Annotated in this window: 11 protein-coding genes; 4 read left to right on the top strand and 7 right to left on the bottom strand. The window is 61.9% G+C overall.

Annotated features, from left to right (window positions below; translation table 11 throughout):
• Positions 1 to 91 precede the first annotated feature (91 nt).
• Complete coding sequence (locus GDV60_RS21760) at positions 92 to 5182, top strand: NEL-type E3 ubiquitin ligase domain-containing protein (protein WP_159908720.1); 5091 nt, start codon at positions 92 to 94, stop codon at positions 5180 to 5182.
• 1046 nt (positions 5183 to 6228) lie between these two features.
• On the opposite strand, the gene GDV60_RS21765 is transcribed toward GDV60_RS21760, so the two are convergent.
• The 5 genes from GDV60_RS21765 to GDV60_RS21785 all read right to left on the bottom strand — a co-directional run bounded on the left by GDV60_RS21765 (position 6229) and on the right by GDV60_RS21785 (position 11921).
• Positions 6229 to 6711 carry a CS1 type fimbrial major subunit gene (locus GDV60_RS21765; RefSeq protein WP_092238445.1) on the bottom strand — a complete coding sequence of 161 codons (483 nt, stop codon included), beginning with the start codon at positions 6709 to 6711 and terminating at the stop codon, positions 6229 to 6231.
• A 5-nt stretch (positions 6712 to 6716) separates the two neighbouring features.
• A complete protein-coding gene (locus GDV60_RS21770; RefSeq protein WP_159908722.1) occupies positions 6717 to 7478 on the bottom strand; it encodes a molecular chaperone in 762 nt (253 codons plus the stop codon).
• A gap of 59 nt (positions 7479 to 7537) precedes the next feature.
• The gene (locus GDV60_RS21775; protein ID WP_240160325.1) at positions 7538 to 8776 is read right to left on the bottom strand and encodes a hypothetical protein; all 1239 of its coding nucleotides are present in this window, start codon (positions 8774 to 8776) and stop codon (positions 7538 to 7540) included.
• Positions 8777 to 8784: 8 nt separating this feature from the next.
• Positions 8785 to 11304, bottom strand: a complete 2520-nt coding sequence (locus GDV60_RS21780; RefSeq protein ID WP_159908724.1) for a TcfC E-set like domain-containing protein — start codon at positions 11302 to 11304, stop codon at positions 8785 to 8787.
• A 119-nt stretch (positions 11305 to 11423) separates the two neighbouring features.
• Positions 11424 to 11921, bottom strand: coding sequence for a CS1 type fimbrial major subunit (locus tag GDV60_RS21785; protein WP_104910852.1), 498 nt, complete (start codon positions 11919 to 11921; stop codon positions 11424 to 11426).
• 496 nt (positions 11922 to 12417) lie between these two features.
• Here GDV60_RS21785 and GDV60_RS21790 point away from each other — a divergent pair, with 496 nt between their 5' ends.
• Both GDV60_RS21790 and GDV60_RS21795 read left to right on the top strand, forming a co-directional pair.
• Positions 12418 to 12990 (top strand): PadR family transcriptional regulator, encoded by a 573-nt coding sequence (locus GDV60_RS21790; protein ID WP_159908726.1) that lies wholly within the window; start codon positions 12418 to 12420, stop codon positions 12988 to 12990.
• Positions 12987 to 13754, top strand: a complete 768-nt coding sequence (locus GDV60_RS21795) for a siderophore-interacting protein (protein WP_159908728.1) — start codon at positions 12987 to 12989, stop codon at positions 13752 to 13754. Before GDV60_RS21790 ends, GDV60_RS21795 begins: the two co-directional genes overlap by 4 nt.
• Positions 13755 to 13911: 157 nt before the next feature.
• Here GDV60_RS21795 and GDV60_RS21800 read toward each other — a convergent pair whose 3' ends face one another.
• Positions 13912 to 14535 carry a Pr6Pr family membrane protein gene (locus GDV60_RS21800; protein ID WP_159908730.1) on the bottom strand — a complete coding sequence of 208 codons (624 nt, stop codon included), beginning with the start codon at positions 14533 to 14535 and terminating at the stop codon, positions 13912 to 13914.
• Positions 14532 to 14765, bottom strand: a complete 234-nt coding sequence (locus GDV60_RS21805; protein ID WP_029297450.1) for a VF530 family DNA-binding protein — start codon at positions 14763 to 14765, stop codon at positions 14532 to 14534. Before GDV60_RS21805 ends, GDV60_RS21800 begins: the two co-directional genes overlap by 4 nt.
• A 295-nt stretch (positions 14766 to 15060) precedes the next feature.
• On the opposite strand from GDV60_RS21805, the gene GDV60_RS21810 reads away from it, so the two are divergent.
• Positions 15061 to 17079, top strand: coding sequence for a TonB-dependent receptor (locus GDV60_RS21810; RefSeq protein WP_159908732.1), 2019 nt, complete (start codon positions 15061 to 15063; stop codon positions 17077 to 17079).
• Positions 17080 to 17127 lie beyond the last annotated feature (48 nt).

The raw sequence follows: 17127 nt of genomic DNA on the forward strand, positions 1-17127 counted from the left end.
TGAACCGCGAATCATCCCCAGGATTTTGAACTTTTGTTCTGAACTTCAGCAGATACGCTAATGCTTAAAATCATCTAGCGAGCGTTACTGCATGCCCGAATTGCCCACTCCTGCCCAATCGCCTACGACACTCTATAAAGGGCCCCACTATGAACGGCTAACACAGCTCATCCCCGACTGGCTTACCACCGCCACCCTGGCCAGGGTCAGCCCATTGGGCAGCGCCGAACTGTCCCGACCGGCCTGGTACGCCAGCGCCTCGCCCAGCCAACACCAAGTGCTGCAGCGCACCAATGCCGAAGGCTGGCGCGCGCAAAACGCGGTGGATCGCCAACTGCGCGAGGTGCAAGACGTGTATGCGTTTGCCGAGCCGTTGTTGAAGCAGGCCATCTACTACAAATACCACCTGAACGTCGACGTCAAAAGTACGTTCCTCAACCTGTATATCCCCAAAAAATTGCCCTGGTACGCACTCACTATTGTCCCTGGCGTGACCAGCCGCAAAGTGTCACTGCTGGATGCGGCGCTGCATAACTTTGCCGCGAGCGAAACCTTTGAAGACGACTCCTGCTACATCTCTCAACCCGACTACCGGGGCCACTTCACCCTCAAACCCCTGCACCCCAAAATGTCCATCCAGCAGTTCAAGGCGCTGTGCCGAGAACTGGACCTTGGCACCCGCTATCAGCAGCATTTGCAAGACCACCTGCTGCCCAGCGATCCCGCCGCCCGCGCCGCACTCAAGCACAGCATCATCGCCAGTCAAAAAGCCGCCCTCAAAGCCGCCGCGCAACTGGCGGCGCTGAAAACCAATGACCAACAGGTTCCAGACCTGGGGCGGGCGGCCTACGGGGTGTTGATGCGCGCATTGCGCGGTGAGCGCGGGGTGTTGCAGTTCTACCAATTGCACATTCTGGATGCGCCACTGACCGGGATCCTGCTGATTGCCGCAGACCTGGATCGGGTATCCAGCGTGTCAAAACTGATCGCCTATATCCCCCATGATCCCGAAAGCCCGGTCAAGGAATACGACTCCAGCCTGGCCTTCATGCGCGACTTGACGCGCAAACTGCAAGCCAACGCGCCGATCCCCTCACGGGGGCAGCAGACTTACCAGCAGTTCTTCAGCCAGTTTGTCGACCATGGGCTGCGCGGGCATTTCTTTGCCGGGCTGGATCAGCGTTTGTGCCGGGTGCAGTGGCATCAAGCATCGCCCCTGGACCCGCGCCCGCAATGGCGCGAAACGCTGCTGGACAATCCCCGCCTGCAGTTTTCGGCGGTGCGTATCGACGTTGATCTGTGGGAGCACCTCTATCAGCAAGCCCTGAACAAGATTCTCAATGATGGGCGCACGATTGCCGTCGCCACCGCCGATGCCGACAGTCACCAGCGCTGGGCCTGGTGGGACAACCTGACAAAAATCGTCGCGGATATTTTCAACATCGCCCTGCTGGTCATCACACCCTTCGTGCCGTTCCTCGGTGAGTTGATGCTGGCCTATACCGCCTATCAACTGAGCAGCGATGCCATCGAAGGCCTGGTAGACCTGGGTGAAGGGCAATTTCGCGAAGCGGCCGACCACCTTGTCAGCGTGGCCACCGATGTCGTGCAACTGGCCACCTTCGCCGCCGGAGCAGGCCTTGGCAGTGCCTTCAAGCGCTCGTCGTTTGTCGACGGTTTGCACCCGATCGACGTCGACGGGCAACCCCGCCTATGGAACCCGGACCTGACGCCTTACGCACGCAACGACCTGCAACTGCACAGCGACGCACAGCCCGATGCCCTGGGCCTGCATGCCCAGGGCGACACCGCCATCCTGCGCCTGGAGGGCCGGCACTATGTGGTCGAACACGACCCCACCGCCGACACGTACCGGATCAAGCACCCGAGCCGGCCGCACGCCTATGCACCGAAACTCGACCACAACGACCATGGCGCCTGGCTGCATGAGGCAGAAGACCCGCATAGCTGGGACCGTGAGACCTTGCGCACCCGCCTGGGCCCCTTGGCGCAGGGCCTCACGCCCGCAGAGCTGGAGCAGGCCTGTGAAACCAGCGGCACCCACGACGGCGCCTTGCGCATGATGTACGCCCACCGCGAACCGCCGCCGCCCCTGCTGGCCGACAGCCTCAAGCGCCGCCGCCTGCACCGGCAAGTCGAACAGGCACCGCAGCAGATGCGCACCGGCGCCATGCCTGATCTGCCGACCAATTGGTCAGTGCAAACCATCAGCGAGCTGGCCGGCTGGCCCTCAGACAAAGCCATCGATGTGTTTATCAATAACGATTTGAGCGGCTATGCCATGCGCTACGGAGCCACCGACGCCACACACGCCAACACCCTGAAAATCAGCCATCAAGACGTCCGGGCCGGCAAGTTGCCCGAGCACGTCGTGGCGTTTCTCAGCGAGGCAGAACTCAAGGCGCTACTGCCCTCGCCGGTGCCCGCCACGCAATCCGGGCAGGTCGAGGCCTTGCGCGGGCAACTGGCCGAGCGCCTGGTGCCGCAGAAGACCGCGATTTTCAACCACCTCTATAGCACCCGCGAAGTGCTCGACACGCCTCACGGCCAACTGATTCAACAGCAGTTCCCGCACCTGCCCAGCGATCTGGTGAGCCTGTTGCTGCTGCGCACCTCGCCCGAGGAGCTGGAGGTGATGAGCAGCGAGCAGCGCATCCCCCTGCGCCTGAAAAACCTCGCCCGGGAACTGGCCAACGAAGTACGCGCCAGCCACGCCAGCGAAGGCCTGTACGACGATGCCTTACTGACGCCGGATACCGAGCGCATGGCCTTGAATATCGTGCGCTTGAACAGCGACTCGCTGGGCGACCTGAATATCGCCATCCATAGGCAATCGGCCGATGGTCCCTTGCGTTGTCAGGTCGGCCCGACTGACGCCGGCACGCAGAAAATCCTGTTGTACCAAAGCCAGGGACGCTACCAGATCCACGGTGCACCGGACGTGGCGCAGTACAGTTTCTACGAAGCCCTGTTGCGCGTGCTCCCCGCTGACGCGCTCGGCTACCGGCCAGGCCAGGGCGAGATATTCAGGGCCTGGTTCAAGGAGCAACTTGAACCCCTGGCCGCACGCCGTACGGTATTGGAAGCACCCAGCCGACGTCGGGCCGACGAGGGCGTCACTCAACGCCTGCTGCAAAAGCCCGGCTTCGAAGCCTTCCGCCGCTTGTTTCGCCGCCGGCCGGCGCAAACGCCGACGCTCAGAGAAACCCTGAGCACACTGTGCCCCTTGCTCAACGAGGAGGAGATCGCCCAGGTCATGCCCTTTCTCGGCACCCCAGCGGGTAAGCAATTGCTGGGCAAGCTGCAAGCCGACCACCTGAGGCTGCTCGAAGACCTGCGCTACATTCGCAAACGCCGAACCCTCGGCCCGGCAGGCAGCGTGCTCGCGGAAAACGAACTGTTGATGCGCAAGATGATCCTCAAGGAGTTGCGCACCTGTTGGGAGGATGGCGCCTACCAGAGCATGTTGCCAACGCAACCCCGCGCTCGCGGCACCTTGCTGGACTTGAGTGAGCTGGTACTGGGCCGCTACATACACCACATTGAACCGTTGCGGGCCGACTTCAGCCATGTCACCCGCCTGAACCTGAGTGGTACGCGCCTGCAGGACCAGGAAATGGGCTTTCTGCATAACTTTCCCAGCGTGCGTACGGTGGACCTGTCCCACAACAAACTGACCGGTCTGCCCCCTCAACTGACCGACCTGAAGCACCTGAGCGCGCTGAACCTGGGCCATAACCCGATCAGGTGGGTGCGCTATGACTACGAGGTGCTCAAACGGCTGTGGCAGTTGCGCTCCTTGAACCTGGAGGGGCACAACCAGCTGAAAGTGCCACCGGACATCAGCCTGATGCCCGAACTGCGCCGACTGGCCCTGCGCCGAACCGGTATCACCCAATGGCCAGACGGCCTGGACAGCCCACGACTGGCAATCCCCGAACTGGACCTGACCCACACTGAGGTCAGCAGCGTGCCGCAATTCGCCGAAGACTCGGTGGGCGCGCGTATCGTCGCCGGCAGTTGGCTGGACCGTGGCAAGCTCGAACCCGAGGATGAAAACCGTTTTGTCAGCTACCGCCGGGCGTTTGGTTTCGACCCCTATCGCACGGCGCCCCGCAGCGGTGCGAGTGAGCGGCAGTATTGGTTGTCTGGCCTGGACGGCGACGAGCGCGACGTGGCCATCAACGTCTGGGACGACGTTGAAAAAGAGCATGGCTCCCAGGGAGTTTTCGACCTCCTCAAACTGTTGCGCCCACCGGTGGAGTTCCAGACCGAGATAGATGCGCAATTGTTTCGCGAAGGCCGGGAAGACCTGGCCATACGGGTCTGGCAGTTGCTGTTTGCGATGGATGAGAACCCGCAGTTTCGCGAGCGGATGTTCAGCCTGGCCGCGACGCCGGTCAATTGCGCGGATGCCGGCGCGCATGTATTCAATCGCATGGGCGTCGAGACTATGCTCGAACACATTCTCAAGGATAACTCCCCGCAGGCACTGCTCCAACGCGAGAGCCGCCTGGTGAACCTGGCCAGGCAATCCTGGCGCCTGGACCAGGTCAACCGACTGGCCCGCGAAGAAGTCCTGCACCGCGTCACCCCGGTCAGCGAAGGCGGCCTGGGGCAAACCTTTGGCAGCGGTGAAGGCCAGGTGGATGACGTGCAGGTCTACCTCGCCTACCAGACCGGGCTCAAGACACGCCTGAACCTGCCGTGGGTGTCCGAACACATGGTCTACCGCAACACCGCCAGGGTAACCCAGGCCCATCTCGACAGAGCGGCACGTGCGATTCGCCAGTTGCAGCAAGGTGACGGGCTGGTCAACGGCGTACTGGAGCAACCGTTCTGGAACGACTACCTGCACGACGCCCATCTCCAAGCCTTCAACACCCAGGACGAACTGCGGGAAAAGGCCGGCAGCCAACTGCAGGACCTGCTGGAACTGCACCAACAATGGTCCGCAGGCCAACTGACGGCCGAGGCCAAGACACAAGTGCGCGAGCAACTGGTGGTGCTGGCCGACGAACTGGTTATCCCACACAACGTGGTACTTACCGAACAACCATTGCCAGACAGCACTGTGCTGGGTTTTTACGAGCGCATCCAAAATGACTACAACGAACTTGCCCGCCGCCTGACCCGCCAGGCTTTAATCCAGTTCAGTTAGCACTGAGCGGACGATCGGCGCGTGTCCTGGCCTGCCGGCCTGTTGTGGCAACCGGGCTTCTCGTGGCCTGCAGACCTCTTGTGGCGAGCGGGCTTCCTGTGGCGAGCGGGCTTGCCCCGCGCTGGGCTGCGCAGCAGCCCCACTCCACCCACCGTAGATATTTCAGGCACACCGCGCCAGCAGGGTTTGGGGCGGCTTCGCCACCCAGCGCGGGGCAAGCCCGCTCGCCACAGGGACGGGGGCAGCCGGTCAGGTTTTTTTGGAAAATTCACCGTGGGCGGCAGCAGCACTACAGGACTTTTGTGCCCCGCAGACTTCTTGTGGCGAGCGGGCTTGCCCCGCGCTGGGCTGCGCAGCAGCCCCACTCCAACCGCCGTAGATATTTCTGGTACACCGCGCCAGCAGGGTTTGGGGCGGCTTCGCCACCCAGCGCGGGGCAAGCCCGCTCGCCACAGGGGCGGGGGCAGCCGGTCAGGATTTTTTGGAAACTTCGCAGCAGGCGGCAGCAGCACTACAGGACTTTTGTGGCCCGCAGACTTCTTGTGGCGAGCGGGCTTGCCCCGCGCTGGGCTGCGCAGCAGCCCCAACAAACCCACCCCAGTTTCTCCAGGCACACCGCGCAAGCAGGCTTTGGGGCGGCTTCGCCACCCAACGGGGGACAAGCCCCCTCTCCACATTTACCGCGCCAGCCCCCCGACTGCGGCCAGAGCGCCCGTTGTGGCGAGCGGGCTTGCCCCGCGCTGGGCTGCGCAGCAGCCCCACTCCAGACGCCGTAGATATTTCAGGCACACCGAGCCAGCAGGATTTGGGGCGGCTTCGCCACCCAACGGGGGACAAGCCCCCTCTCCACATTTACCGCGCCAGCCCCCCGACTGCGGCCAGAGCGCCCGTTGTGGCGAGCGGGCTTGCCCCGCGCTGGGCTGCGCAGCAGCCCCACTCCAGACGCCGTAGATATTTCTGGCACACCGCGCCAGTAGGGTTTGGGGCGGCTTCGCCACCCAGCGCGGGGCAAGCCCGCTCGCCACAGGGCGGGGTTTGAGTGCGGTTCAGGGGGCCAGGAAGTCGAACACCAGGTGCACTGTGCCGTAGTACTCGCCGCCGCGATATCCGTCATCGGGTTTTATCGCGGCGATGTCCAGTTCGGCGCGGCGGCCGGCGCGGGCGTCGTTGGCGTTGACTACTTCTATCGGGTCCAGGGTCAGGGCTACCCGGTTGAATTGCACCTGCAGGTCGATGCGGTTACGCCCGTTGTACAGGTACGGCTCGGCACCCAGGCGGGCCGCGACCCCGCCGTTGAGGTTTTTCACGTCGAAGTTCTTGCGCAGCCTGCCCAGTTGCTCGGTCACCAGGTTCCAGGCCAATAGTTGGTCCTGGCCCATCCAGTCCGGCTCGGACGGCAGTACATAGGCCTCATGCACCGGGATGGTCACCGAAACATCGAATGAGTGGCGCTCCTGGATTGCCGCGGTGTGGGTAGCCGCCAGCATGCAAGCCGCCAGTACACCGAGTCTTGTCAGTTGCTTGAACATCATCATCACCCGTTACTTTTCTCGACCTTCATCGGTTTTTTATCCAGCCCTTCCACCAGCACGAAGCTGTAGCGCCGGCCCGGTTTTTTCTCGAACTTCAATTGCCGCTCGGGCAGGATGTGGTGCTTGGTGGTAGGCACGCAGTCGGTGGCGTCGGTCACCGAGCAATCGTGAAACTCATCGAGCACCACGGTGCTGTTGCCGGCGTTGCGCAGTTGGTATTGATCGGTGGAGTCGTTGATCTGGGTATCAAACCGCGTGTCTTTGGGGCGCACGAAAAACACCGTGCCGTAGCCGGCCATCACGTTGATCCCGGCAGCGAGGTGGTCCTTGTAGTCGACGCGCTCTTCATCGGTGATGCCGAAGTTGTCGTCTTTTTCCGGAACCACGGGGATAAAGCGCAGGCGGAAATAGCGCTCCTTGTCACGCGGGCCCATGTACAACAGGCGCGTGCCCTGGCGGCCGTTTACCGGGACGATCAGCCGTGACGGGCTGGCCATCAGGCCGTCGCGGCTGGTAGTGGCGCCCTTGTCGTCGGTCATCGAAGCCACCGGAACTTCGCGGGTGGTGCCGTCGGCGTTGTAGACGATCTCCAGCACATTGACCTTGATGAACGCGGTGCTGGTGCCGCCATTGAATACACGCTTGAGGTAGGAGCTGCGATCGCCTTCGAGGTAGTCATACACCACCCCCACATTGATCAGCGGCCCGGCCTGGGCGGTGAGGGACATCAGGCTCAACCCGATCCATAACGCTGCTTGTTTCATGTTTACTACGCCTCATTGATTGAATGCGGCGGGCCCGGCCCGCCGGTGGTGCGGCGAGACTAAATCTCGGAATCCCAGATCACTGTCACCACGCCCGAGTAAGTGCTGCCCGGCTGGTTGAGCATGCCGGCCATGTCGTCCCGCAGGACTTCAAAATGCAGGGTGCCGGGACGGTCGTTGACGTAGAACAACGGCTGGAACAGATCGGTGCCGTCTCCGTCCAGGCGCAAGGGGCGTTTTTGCACGGCCTGGTTGCCACGCCCATCGATGCCGCTGGGCAGTGTCACGGCGATCTGCAACGGCACTTCATCGCCATTGGCGTTGCGCAAGCCGCAGGTGTTGCCCATCACGATCGAGCACTCCAGCTGCATCTTGAAACGCGAACTGGCGGCGATGCGGAAGGTCTGGTCGCGGTACAGCCGGGTCGGCGCACGCCCACGGTTGAGCCAGGCTTGCCAGCCGCCCTCGGGGAGCAACTCGATGCGGTTGCCGCCCGGGGGGATATCGACTTTGAGGTCATGTTCCACCGACAGATTAAAATTCAGTGTCAGCTGGGAGTCGTTTGGAATGACTACGTCGCCAAAGTCAAAGTCCAGTCCTGGCCCCATGGTGTAAGTCAGGCTGCCCGTGTACTCACCCGATGACATGCTCAGCGGGTTGGGAGTCCTGAGCGCATAGGCGAATTCGAGCGTGCGATATTGAAAAAAGGTGATGGTGGTTCCGGGAAAACGACTGCATACACCCGCATTTTCCGGCACCAACCAGAAGAACAACGCTAACGTCGAATGCCCGGTAAGGAACCCCGTACTCTGGCAAGGCGCGGGCGCGTTCAGCCACTGTCCCTGCCAGGAAACACCTGGCCGTGCCCACGCGCTGGTATTTGGCCGAATATCCCAACGGTGCCCAATTCCGGCTATCCGCACCTGCACTGTCTCGACTTCACCGGTGCGCGTATGGGTCACCGGAACATCGCGCCACTGCGAAGGCACTTGCCACATGGCGCCTTTGCGCGGGTCTTCGTGATAGGCCTCGATGGGCGCAATGGCGTCCGCTCGAAACGAGTCATCAATGCGGATCGTGAAAATCCCCATCTGCTTGCATCGTGCAGGCATGTGCCCTTGGCAAATGCCTGTCACTGGTGTGGTGTTAACAAATTCGTTCTTGGTCGGATTTGCCGGGTCAGGTTTAAAGACGGCGGTGATGTTTTGGCTAATAGCGTTTGCAGGCTCAGCCAACACCGCGCCCAATAAGCCAGCCAACAACAGGCCAAACACATTTCTCTCAAACTGCTTTTTCATAAACGTCCTTAACCAGCGGTCTCGGTCTGGAATGTGTTTTCAGCCAGGGTGTCCGGCGTGCAGCGCAGGTCACCGATCATCAACACGTCGTTTTCATTGGCGGAGGTGGCCGGGTCGAGGCGGAACTGGCAGAGCAACTGGTTGCGGTAGCGCACTTCGAGGGTCGGTGAGCTGGCGCTCATTTCCATGGAGAAGAACCCGTCGACTTCGCTGACCCCACGGCTGGCGTGGTTGATCACGTGATGGCCCCTGAGCGGCTGGCCCTGGGCATCGAGCAGGCGCCCGAGCACTGACACGGTCTTCATTACGGTGATTTTTCGGTAGTCCACCCCGCCCTTGTTCAGGTGATAAGTGGTCCGCCCCGGCTGGATGTTGGCCGCCGGTGGGTGGTTACCCTCAAAGTCGAAGTTCACCGTGCTGCTCTTGTAGGCGGCCACCGGCACAAAGTTGCGCCCGGGCCGCAGGATCGCGCCGCCACCGCTGAAGTCGTCGGCACGCAAGGTGATCTCATCGAGGTCGGTCTCGACGTCGACGATCATCCCCGCGCCATAGGTCTGGTACTGGCTGGTCATCAGCATCTGGTCGCCACCGGCAACGAAGGTGCTGTGCAGGTTCAGGCCACCGCTGAGGTTGCCGTTGAACGAGCTGCGCTGGACGAAGCCATCACCGCTGACGACATCGCTGTCAAAGCTGGCCATGCCCGACAGGCCGACGCCGTAGGTGTCGGTGATCGCCGTGGCCGAGACGCTTTGCAGCAGGTGCTCGGTGAGGTCCTGGCGGTAGGTGACCGAGGCATTGTTATCGCGGCCACCGTCGCGGTCGGTACGGGTACCGATGCTGCCGGAAATCTGCCGGCCATCGCCGCCCAAGGCCAGGCTCACGGAGAGGTCCACGCCACGATTGCGCTGATCGCCGGTGCCAGAAGTGCCCGGTCGATCGAACACCGAGAACCGCCAGTTGGCGTCGCTGCCCCACAAGGTATCGCGCCGGCTCCAGCCCAGGTCCAGGCCGGTGCCTTCGACGTTGCCCTCGCTGTGGGACAGGCGCAGGTTCCAGGAATTTCTTGCGTCGACCCGTTGGTTGACCGAGAGCGCCGAGTTGCTGGTCTGGCCGACAAAGGTATTGCGCCGCAGACGCGTGCCGTCCGGCAGGGTTTCATAGGTGTCACGGGTGTCGAGCCAACTGCGGTTATGGCTGAACACCAGGTTGGTGGCCCCAAAGGTATAGAGCCCCTGCAAGTCCATGCCGGTGCCGTGTTCACGGGTCTGGTAGAGGTTGGCAAAAACGCTGGTGTTGTTGGCCACCGTCCAGTCTGCCGAGCCGCCGTATTGCAGTTGATCGCGCACTTCGCGCGCCGACAGGCCGAGGATCACCCGTGGGTGTACCAGGTAGTTGAGCGAGGCGCCGGCAGTAACCGCGCCGGACGACTGTTCGTCCCAATTGCTGAACAACTTGGTTTCGCGCCCGGCAAACACGTTGTAGCGCCAGCGGTCTTCGGCGTTGCGCCAGTTGCTGGGTTTGTAGACCAGCTCCTGGGTGGTGCTGACGGTCAGGCCATCTTCCACCAGGCGCACTTCGACTTCGTAGATGCCGCCGGGCAACGGTCGCGTGTCCAGGGTCTGCAAGCCTGCCGCCACCGCCTGGGTGTTGACTAGCAGGCCGTTGCGGTAAATCTCCACGGCGGCCTGGCGATTGGCGGTGACGTAGATCGGATAGACACTGGCCTTGGTGTTGTTGATCGCCAGACTGTCGGAGCTGCCGTACATGACACCCAGCGCCGTATCGGGGCTGGCGCCAAAGCTGCGCAACTGACGGGTCAGGCCATCGGAGTTGGGCGTGAAATGGCCCAGGCGCAAAAAGCGACCTTCCAGTTCACGTTGGGTGTAGAGCTCGTGAATCGCGTGGCGCAGTTGTTCTTCATCGCCACTCTGGCGCGCCAGTTGCAAATTGAACACCTGGGTCCAGTTGCCCAGGCTGGCACTGGCCTGCAGACCATAACGCCCGCCCAGGTCTTCATCCTCGCCGCCGTTGAGGTTGAGCTGGTTGTTGATAATCAAGCCACGGCTGCCGCCTTCGGGCTGTGCGTGATAGCGCGGAGCGTCGCCGCCATGTTCGACGTTCTGGGTGATGATCGAGAGCAGCGAGCTTTCAAGGTTGTAGTGGGTGGACACCAGTTGTTGTGGGCATGACTGGGTACACGCACCAAGAGCAACACCACTGGCCAGCACCGCTTGCCAGATGTCGCGGGTGGCCGCCGGGACTTTGCTGTCGCCGGTGTCGGTGAACTCCAGCAACGTCACATGTTCGTCCTGCGACAGGGAAATCAGCGCCTCTCCCATGGGTTGCTGGTCCAGTTCAACCTGTACCGCCAACGGCACATCGAAGAAGTGATCGCTGAACCCGGCAGGCAAACCCTGGGCCTGGGTCAACAGACTGGCGGGCGTGACGGTACCTGGCGTGGGCGCGGCCACGGCACTCGTACAAATCACTAGCGCAAGCGCAACCGCGATGGGCGTCATCGGGAACATGAAAGGAATACTCTGAGGGCCAAGAGACAAAACAAAAAACCAGGCCGGCCTACGGGGAGAATCAGCCGGCCCGAACGCCAATGCCCGCGGGCGTACAAGCCCGGCGGGCACCTACACCATCAAGGTGTCGTTGGCAGCACCGCGTCGAACACCAACGCCACAGCGGAGGTGTAGGCACCGCGCTGGGTTGCCGAAGGCTTGGCTGCCACGATGCGCAGTTCAGCAGCGACGCCTGGGGTGGAGTCCGCTTCGGTGACGACTTCTTTAGGGGTGCCGGTCATCTCTACACCGTTAAAGCTGGTGGTCAGCGCAATGTTCTGTGCAACGTTGCCGTTGAACAGCACGGCCGGGCCGCCTTCGATGTAGGCGTGGACCGAGCCGTTGGTGTTTTTCACGTCGTAGACGGCGGTCAACGGCGCCAGCTCACCGCTGACAAGGTTGTAGCTCATGCTTTCATCGCGGCCGAAGTTAGGGTCACGTGGCTGCGCGTGGAACACGGTTGTCGGGATATTCGCCTTGATGTTGACGGTGTGGTTGGCTTCACCGGCGGCGAATGCCATCGACGAATTCAGCGCCAGGAGGGCCAGAGGGGCAGCAATTGCGAACTTCTTGAACATGGTGATTTCCTGTTTTCGGACAAGTTAGTGACCCACTGAAAGTTGAACCATAGATCCAACACACAATGAGAGCCGTCGCGATGAAACTTAAGTGATTGCAACGCGAGGCAGATGATCCACCAACTTCAAAAACAGATATGCAAGGCAGTTCCCACGCTGCCGTAGCCAATAGATACAGGACAACTCGGAAAAATATGGCACTTTGCCAAAACTTTAATTTCTTCCGTAGGATACAGACTACATGAATGGTTACAGCGAATACGCAATGAAAATTCCGTAAGAACGGTACCACAAAAGCAACTAACCAGACATATAACACAGCCAATGAAAGTTTGAGCTTTAGCTCTAATACTAGTTATGAAGCGCAACTTATGGGGAATAAATTAACTTGGCGCTCGGCTCGTCCGCCCACGGATGACCGTTGGTCACCTGCCTCTGGCCGGAATTTAAGATATATCTTACGTTATGTCTAAACCACACAGCAGAGAGCATGACAATGAGAGACCCTCATTCCCACCGTGAACCCGGTGACGACCGCGACGGCTTCGAAAAACGCCCAGGCCGCGAACGCGCTGGTCGAGGCCCGCGGGTCTTCGCCCCCGGCGACCTGAAGCTGTTGCTACCGGCGTTGATCGCCGAACAGCCGTGCCATGGCTACGACCTGATCCGCCAGATCGAAGGCCTGTTCGATGGCGCCTACAGCCCCAGCCCCGGGGTGATCTACCCCACCCTGACCTTCCTTGAAGAAAGCGAACTGATCACCGGCGACGCCCAGGGTGGAAAAAAACGCTACACAATCACCGACGCCGGACGTCTGTTCTTAAGTGAGCAAGCCATTGCGCTGGACGGTGTGCGCATGCGCATTGATGTCAGCAAACGCTCATTGCGCGGCCACGACCGACCGCCGCAAATCCACGAGGCGGTGCACAACCTGCGCCATGCCTTGCAGTTGCACCACGGGCGCTGGAGCCCGGAAGAAATCACCCGCGTCGCGGCGCTGCTCAACAGCACCGCCCAAGCCATTGTGGACGGCCCGGCCGTCCCACCTGTACAGGGGAAAACCCTATGAGTACGCCTGTCATTCACCGTGTGAGCCACGAGATCAAACGCCGGCGCCTGGAGGTGCTGCGCGTGGTCGACATCACCCCGCGCATGCGCCGTATCACCCTGGGTGGCGAGCAGTTGGCGGGGTTCGTCAGCCTGGGTAGCGATGACCATATCAAGCTGCTGTTCGCACAGAACGCTGCCGAGCAGGCGGCACTGGAAAGCCCGACATTCAGTGTCAAGGGCGAGGGGCCACAACCGGCGATGCGCGACTACACCCCGCGTCGGATCGACTTGAGCCGCGGCGAGTTGGATATCGACTTCGTGCTGCACGGCGACGGCCCGGCCTCCACCTGGGCCGAACAGGCCAAGCCCGGCCAGCACCTGCACATTGCCGGCCCCCGCGGGTCGATGATCGTGCCGGACATCTTCGACAGCTATCTGCTGGTGGGCGACGAAACCGCCATCCCGGCCATTGCCCGCCGCCTGGAAGAACTGCCGGCAGGGCGCAAGGCGCTGGTGGTGATCGAGATTGCCGATGAGCATGAAAAGCAGGCACTCGACAGCGCAGCCGATGTGCAGGTGACCTGGGTAGTGCGTGGCCAGGATGAGTTGCTCGGCACCCTACGCGACCTGCAAGTGCCAGAAGGCTCGTTGTATGCCTGGGTCGCCACCGAGACCAAGCTGTCGCGCCAGGTACGCCGGGTGCTGCTTGACGAGCACAAGCTCAACGATGAGTTCGTCAAGGCCGTGGGTTACTGGCGTGCACAGGGCAGCGACGAGGAATAGCCCTTCTCCAGGCAGACAGAGCTGCTGTGGCGAGCGGGCTTGCCCCGCGCTGGGCTGCGAAGCAGCCCCCTCTAGTTCAGACACACCGAGCCAGCAGGGTTTGGGGCGGCTTCGCCACCCAGCGCGGGGCAAGCCCGCTCGCCACAGGGGTTTTGAACTACGCTGCCGGCTTCAGGATCTTGTCCAGGCCCACTAGCGCCAATGCCACCAACACAAACCCCAACAGGATGCCCCCGGCATTCATAAACACCTGTGGATAACCCAGCGTCCCTACATCAATGAACGGGTACTGGTATTGCCCCAGGGCGTGCCCGCGCAGCAGTACATAAGCGAAGTACACCAACGGGTAAATCACCCAGTACCCGACGTGCCTGAGCCGCAGCGCGCCCTTGGGCACACAGAACCACCAGTAGCCCAGGAACAGCAACGGCATCACATCGTGCAGCAATTCGTCGGCGATAAACTGCCAGCCCTCGGGGCTCCACAAATGCCGCAACAGCAAGCTATACGCCAGGCCCACCACGACAATGCTCACCGCAATACCGCTGCTGACCGCCGGGAGCAGGAAAAACCGGCGTGCGGCCGAAGGGCGATTCACCAGTGCATAACTCAACACCACAGCGGCCAGGGTGTTGGTCAGCACGGTAAAAAAGCTGAAGAAGTTCACCAGGCCGCCCAACAGGCTGGCATCGGCCATCCAGCGCGAATAGCCAATCAGGTACAGCTGGATCGTCAGGCCCGCCCAACCGGCCAGCGCTGCCCCTGCCACATATGCCCTCATTCCTGGGGGCGTTTGGTGCGCATCAACTTGACGTACAACCCTTCGACCTTTTCCCGCGCCCATGGCGTCTTGCGCAAGAACGTCAGGCTCGACTTGATGCTCGGGTCGTTCTTGAAGCAGCGGATGTCGATGCGCTCGGCAAGGCCTTGCCATTCGTAATGCGCTACCAGCGCGGTGAGCACCTGTTCGAGGGTAACGCCGTGCAGTGGGTTGTTGTTCGGTGCGGTCATGCCGGGCCTTTGCCAAGTAAATGAAGAAGAAGCCGCGCACCTTAGCCGAGGTGCCAGGCCGGTGGAAGCACGACCTTGATTGTAGCCCCACCCCCGCCCCCCTGTAGGAGCGAGCTTGCTCGCGAAAATCGTCAATGCTGAAGCGGGGCATCAGGTTTAACGCGGCGTCCTGAAGTTTTTCGCGAGCAAGCTCGCTCCTACAGGGCTTGTGAAAAGTTCCACTCCACGGCCTAAAAAGAGATGTTATATTGTAACTATAAGTATCCAACTCTCTGCTCGACCAAGGAACCTCCCGATGTCCCTCTCCCCTCTCTGGCGCCTGACCCCGCTGGCGGCTGCCCTGTTGATCGGCTCCCAGGCCCACGCCCTGGAACTGCAACCCCAAGTCATCACCGGCAACCCCCTGGGCAGCCAGCAACTGGCCTCGCCCACGACGGTGCTGGAAGGCGATGACCTGACCCTGCAACAAAAAGGCAGCCTGGGCGAAACCCTGAACAAGCAGCCAGGGGTGTCGTCGTCGTACTTCGGCCCTGGCGCCAGCCGCCCGATCATCCGTGGCCAGGATGGCGACCGCATTCGCATCCTGCGCAATGGCGTCGGCGCGCTGGATGCCTCGTCGCTGTCCTATGACCATGCGGTGCCGCTGGACCCGGTCAACGTCGAGCGCATCGAGATCGTGCGCGGCCCGGCTGCCCTGCTCTACGGCGGCAGCGCCATTGGCGGCGTAGTCAACACCTTCGACAATCGCATCCCCACCGAAGCCATCGAAGGCATCCACGGTGCCGGTGAACTGCGCTACGGCGGCGCCGACACCACCCGCAGCAGCGCCGGCAAACTGGAAGCCGGCAACGGCACCTTCGCCCTGCATCTGGATGCCAGCGCGCGGGAATTCAACGACCTGAAAATCCCCGGTTACGCCCGCAGCCGCCACGCCCCCCAAAGCGAGAATGGCCCCGGCAAAAACGGCCGCCTGGGCAACAGCGACGGACGCCAGGACGGCGGCGCGGTGGGCGGTTCCTACACGTGGGACGACGGTTATGCCGGGCTGTCCTACAGCAACTCCGACAGCAACTACGGCTCACCCGCCGAACAGGATGTGCGCATCCGCATGCAGCAGGAGCATTACGCGTTCGCATCGGAGATTCGCAACCTGCAAGGCCCGTTTACCTCGGTCAAACTCGACGCCGGCTACACCGATTACGAACACCGCGAAATCGAAGGTGGCGAAACCGGCACCACCTTCAAGAACAAAGGCTATGAAGCACGCATCGAAGCGCGCCACCAGCCGATGGGGCCTTTCGATGGCATCGTCGGTGCCCAGGTCAGCCGTAGCGAATTCTCCGCCTTGGGCGAGGAAGCTTTCGTACCGCAGACCGATACCAATGCTGGCGCGCTGTTCATCCTCGAAGAAATGCAGGCCAGCGAACGCCTGAAACTGAGCCTGGGTGCACGCCTGGAGCACACCACCGTCGACCCGGACGGCAAAGGCAAAGAGCGTTTCGCCAAGGCCAACAGCTCCAGCAGCTTCACCGCCGGCAGCCTGTCGTCGGGCGCGGTGTATACGCTGACGCCCATCTGGTCGCTGGCCGCGACCTTGGGCTACACCGAGCGCGCGCCGACTTTCTACGAGCTGTATGCCAACGGCGCCCACGTCGCCACCGGTACCTATGAAGTGGGTGATGCCAAGCTGTCGAAGGAAAAGGCCGTGGCCAGCGATCTGGCCCTGCGCTTTGACAATGGCACCCACAAGGGCAGCTTCGGCGTGTTCTACAGCCACTTCTCCAACTACATTGGCTTGCTGAACAGCGGCCGCACCTTGAATGACGAGGGCGAAGAAGACGCCGATGGCATCCCGGAATACACCTACTCCGGCGTGCGCGCACGTTTCGTCGGCTTCGAAGCCCAGGATCACTGGAAACTCAGCGAAGGGGCCTACGGCAAATTCGCCCTGGAGCTGTCGGGCGACTACACCCGCGCCACCAACCTGGATACCGGCGAAGCCTTGCCGCGCATCGCCCCACTGCGCTTGAACAGTGGTTTGTTGTGGGAACTGGACCGCTGGCAGGCGCGCATTGATGTCGAGCACGCTGCCGGCCAGGGCCGTGTACCGCGCAACGAAAGCGGGACCGACGGCTACACCACCCTGGGCGCCAGCGCCGGTTATCGCTTCAACCTGGGCGGCAGCCAATGGCTGGCGTTCGTCAACGGCGAGAACCTGACCAACCAGACCGTACGCTATGCCAGCTCGATCCTGCGCGATATTGCGCCGGCGCCGGGGCGCAGTGTGCAGGTGGGCTTGCGCACGACCTTCTAACAGCCACTGATTAACCCTGTGGGAGCGGGCTTGCTCGCGAAAGCGGTG

The sequence above is a fragment of the Pseudomonas sp. DTU12.1 genome (assembly GCF_009873475.1).
Taxonomy (GTDB): domain Bacteria; phylum Pseudomonadota; class Gammaproteobacteria; order Pseudomonadales; family Pseudomonadaceae; genus Aquipseudomonas; species Aquipseudomonas proteolytica.

What these genes read in the sequence shown, in the direction of transcription:
- GDV60_RS21760 (WP_159908720.1), top strand. Translation starts at nt 92, where the DNA reads ATGCCCGAATTGCCCACTCCTGCCCAATCGCCTACGACACTCTATAAA.
- GDV60_RS21765 (WP_092238445.1), bottom strand. Translation starts at nt 6,711, where the DNA reads ATGTTCAAGCAACTGACAAGACTCGGTGTACTGGCGGCTTGCATGCTG.
- GDV60_RS21780 (WP_159908724.1), bottom strand. Translation starts at nt 11,304, where the DNA reads ATGTTCCCGATGACGCCCATCGCGGTTGCGCTTGCGCTAGTGATTTGT.
- GDV60_RS21795 (WP_159908728.1), top strand. Translation starts at nt 12,987, where the DNA reads ATGAGTACGCCTGTCATTCACCGTGTGAGCCACGAGATCAAACGCCGG.
- GDV60_RS21810 (WP_159908732.1), top strand. Translation starts at nt 15,061, where the DNA reads ATGTCCCTCTCCCCTCTCTGGCGCCTGACCCCGCTGGCGGCTGCCCTG.
- GDV60_RS21785 (WP_104910852.1), bottom strand. Translation starts at nt 11,921, where the DNA reads ATGTTCAAGAAGTTCGCAATTGCTGCCCCTCTGGCCCTCCTGGCGCTG.
- GDV60_RS21790 (WP_159908726.1), top strand. Translation starts at nt 12,418, where the DNA reads ATGAGAGACCCTCATTCCCACCGTGAACCCGGTGACGACCGCGACGGC.
- GDV60_RS21770 (WP_159908722.1), bottom strand. Translation starts at nt 7,478, where the DNA reads ATGAAACAAGCAGCGTTATGGATCGGGTTGAGCCTGATGTCCCTCACC.
- GDV60_RS21775 (WP_240160325.1), bottom strand. Translation starts at nt 8,776, where the DNA reads ATGAAAAAGCAGTTTGAGAGAAATGTGTTTGGCCTGTTGTTGGCTGGC.
- GDV60_RS21805 (WP_029297450.1), bottom strand. Translation starts at nt 14,765, where the DNA reads ATGACCGCACCGAACAACAACCCACTGCACGGCGTTACCCTCGAACAG.
- GDV60_RS21800 (WP_159908730.1), bottom strand. Translation starts at nt 14,535, where the DNA reads ATGAGGGCATATGTGGCAGGGGCAGCGCTGGCCGGTTGGGCGGGCCTG.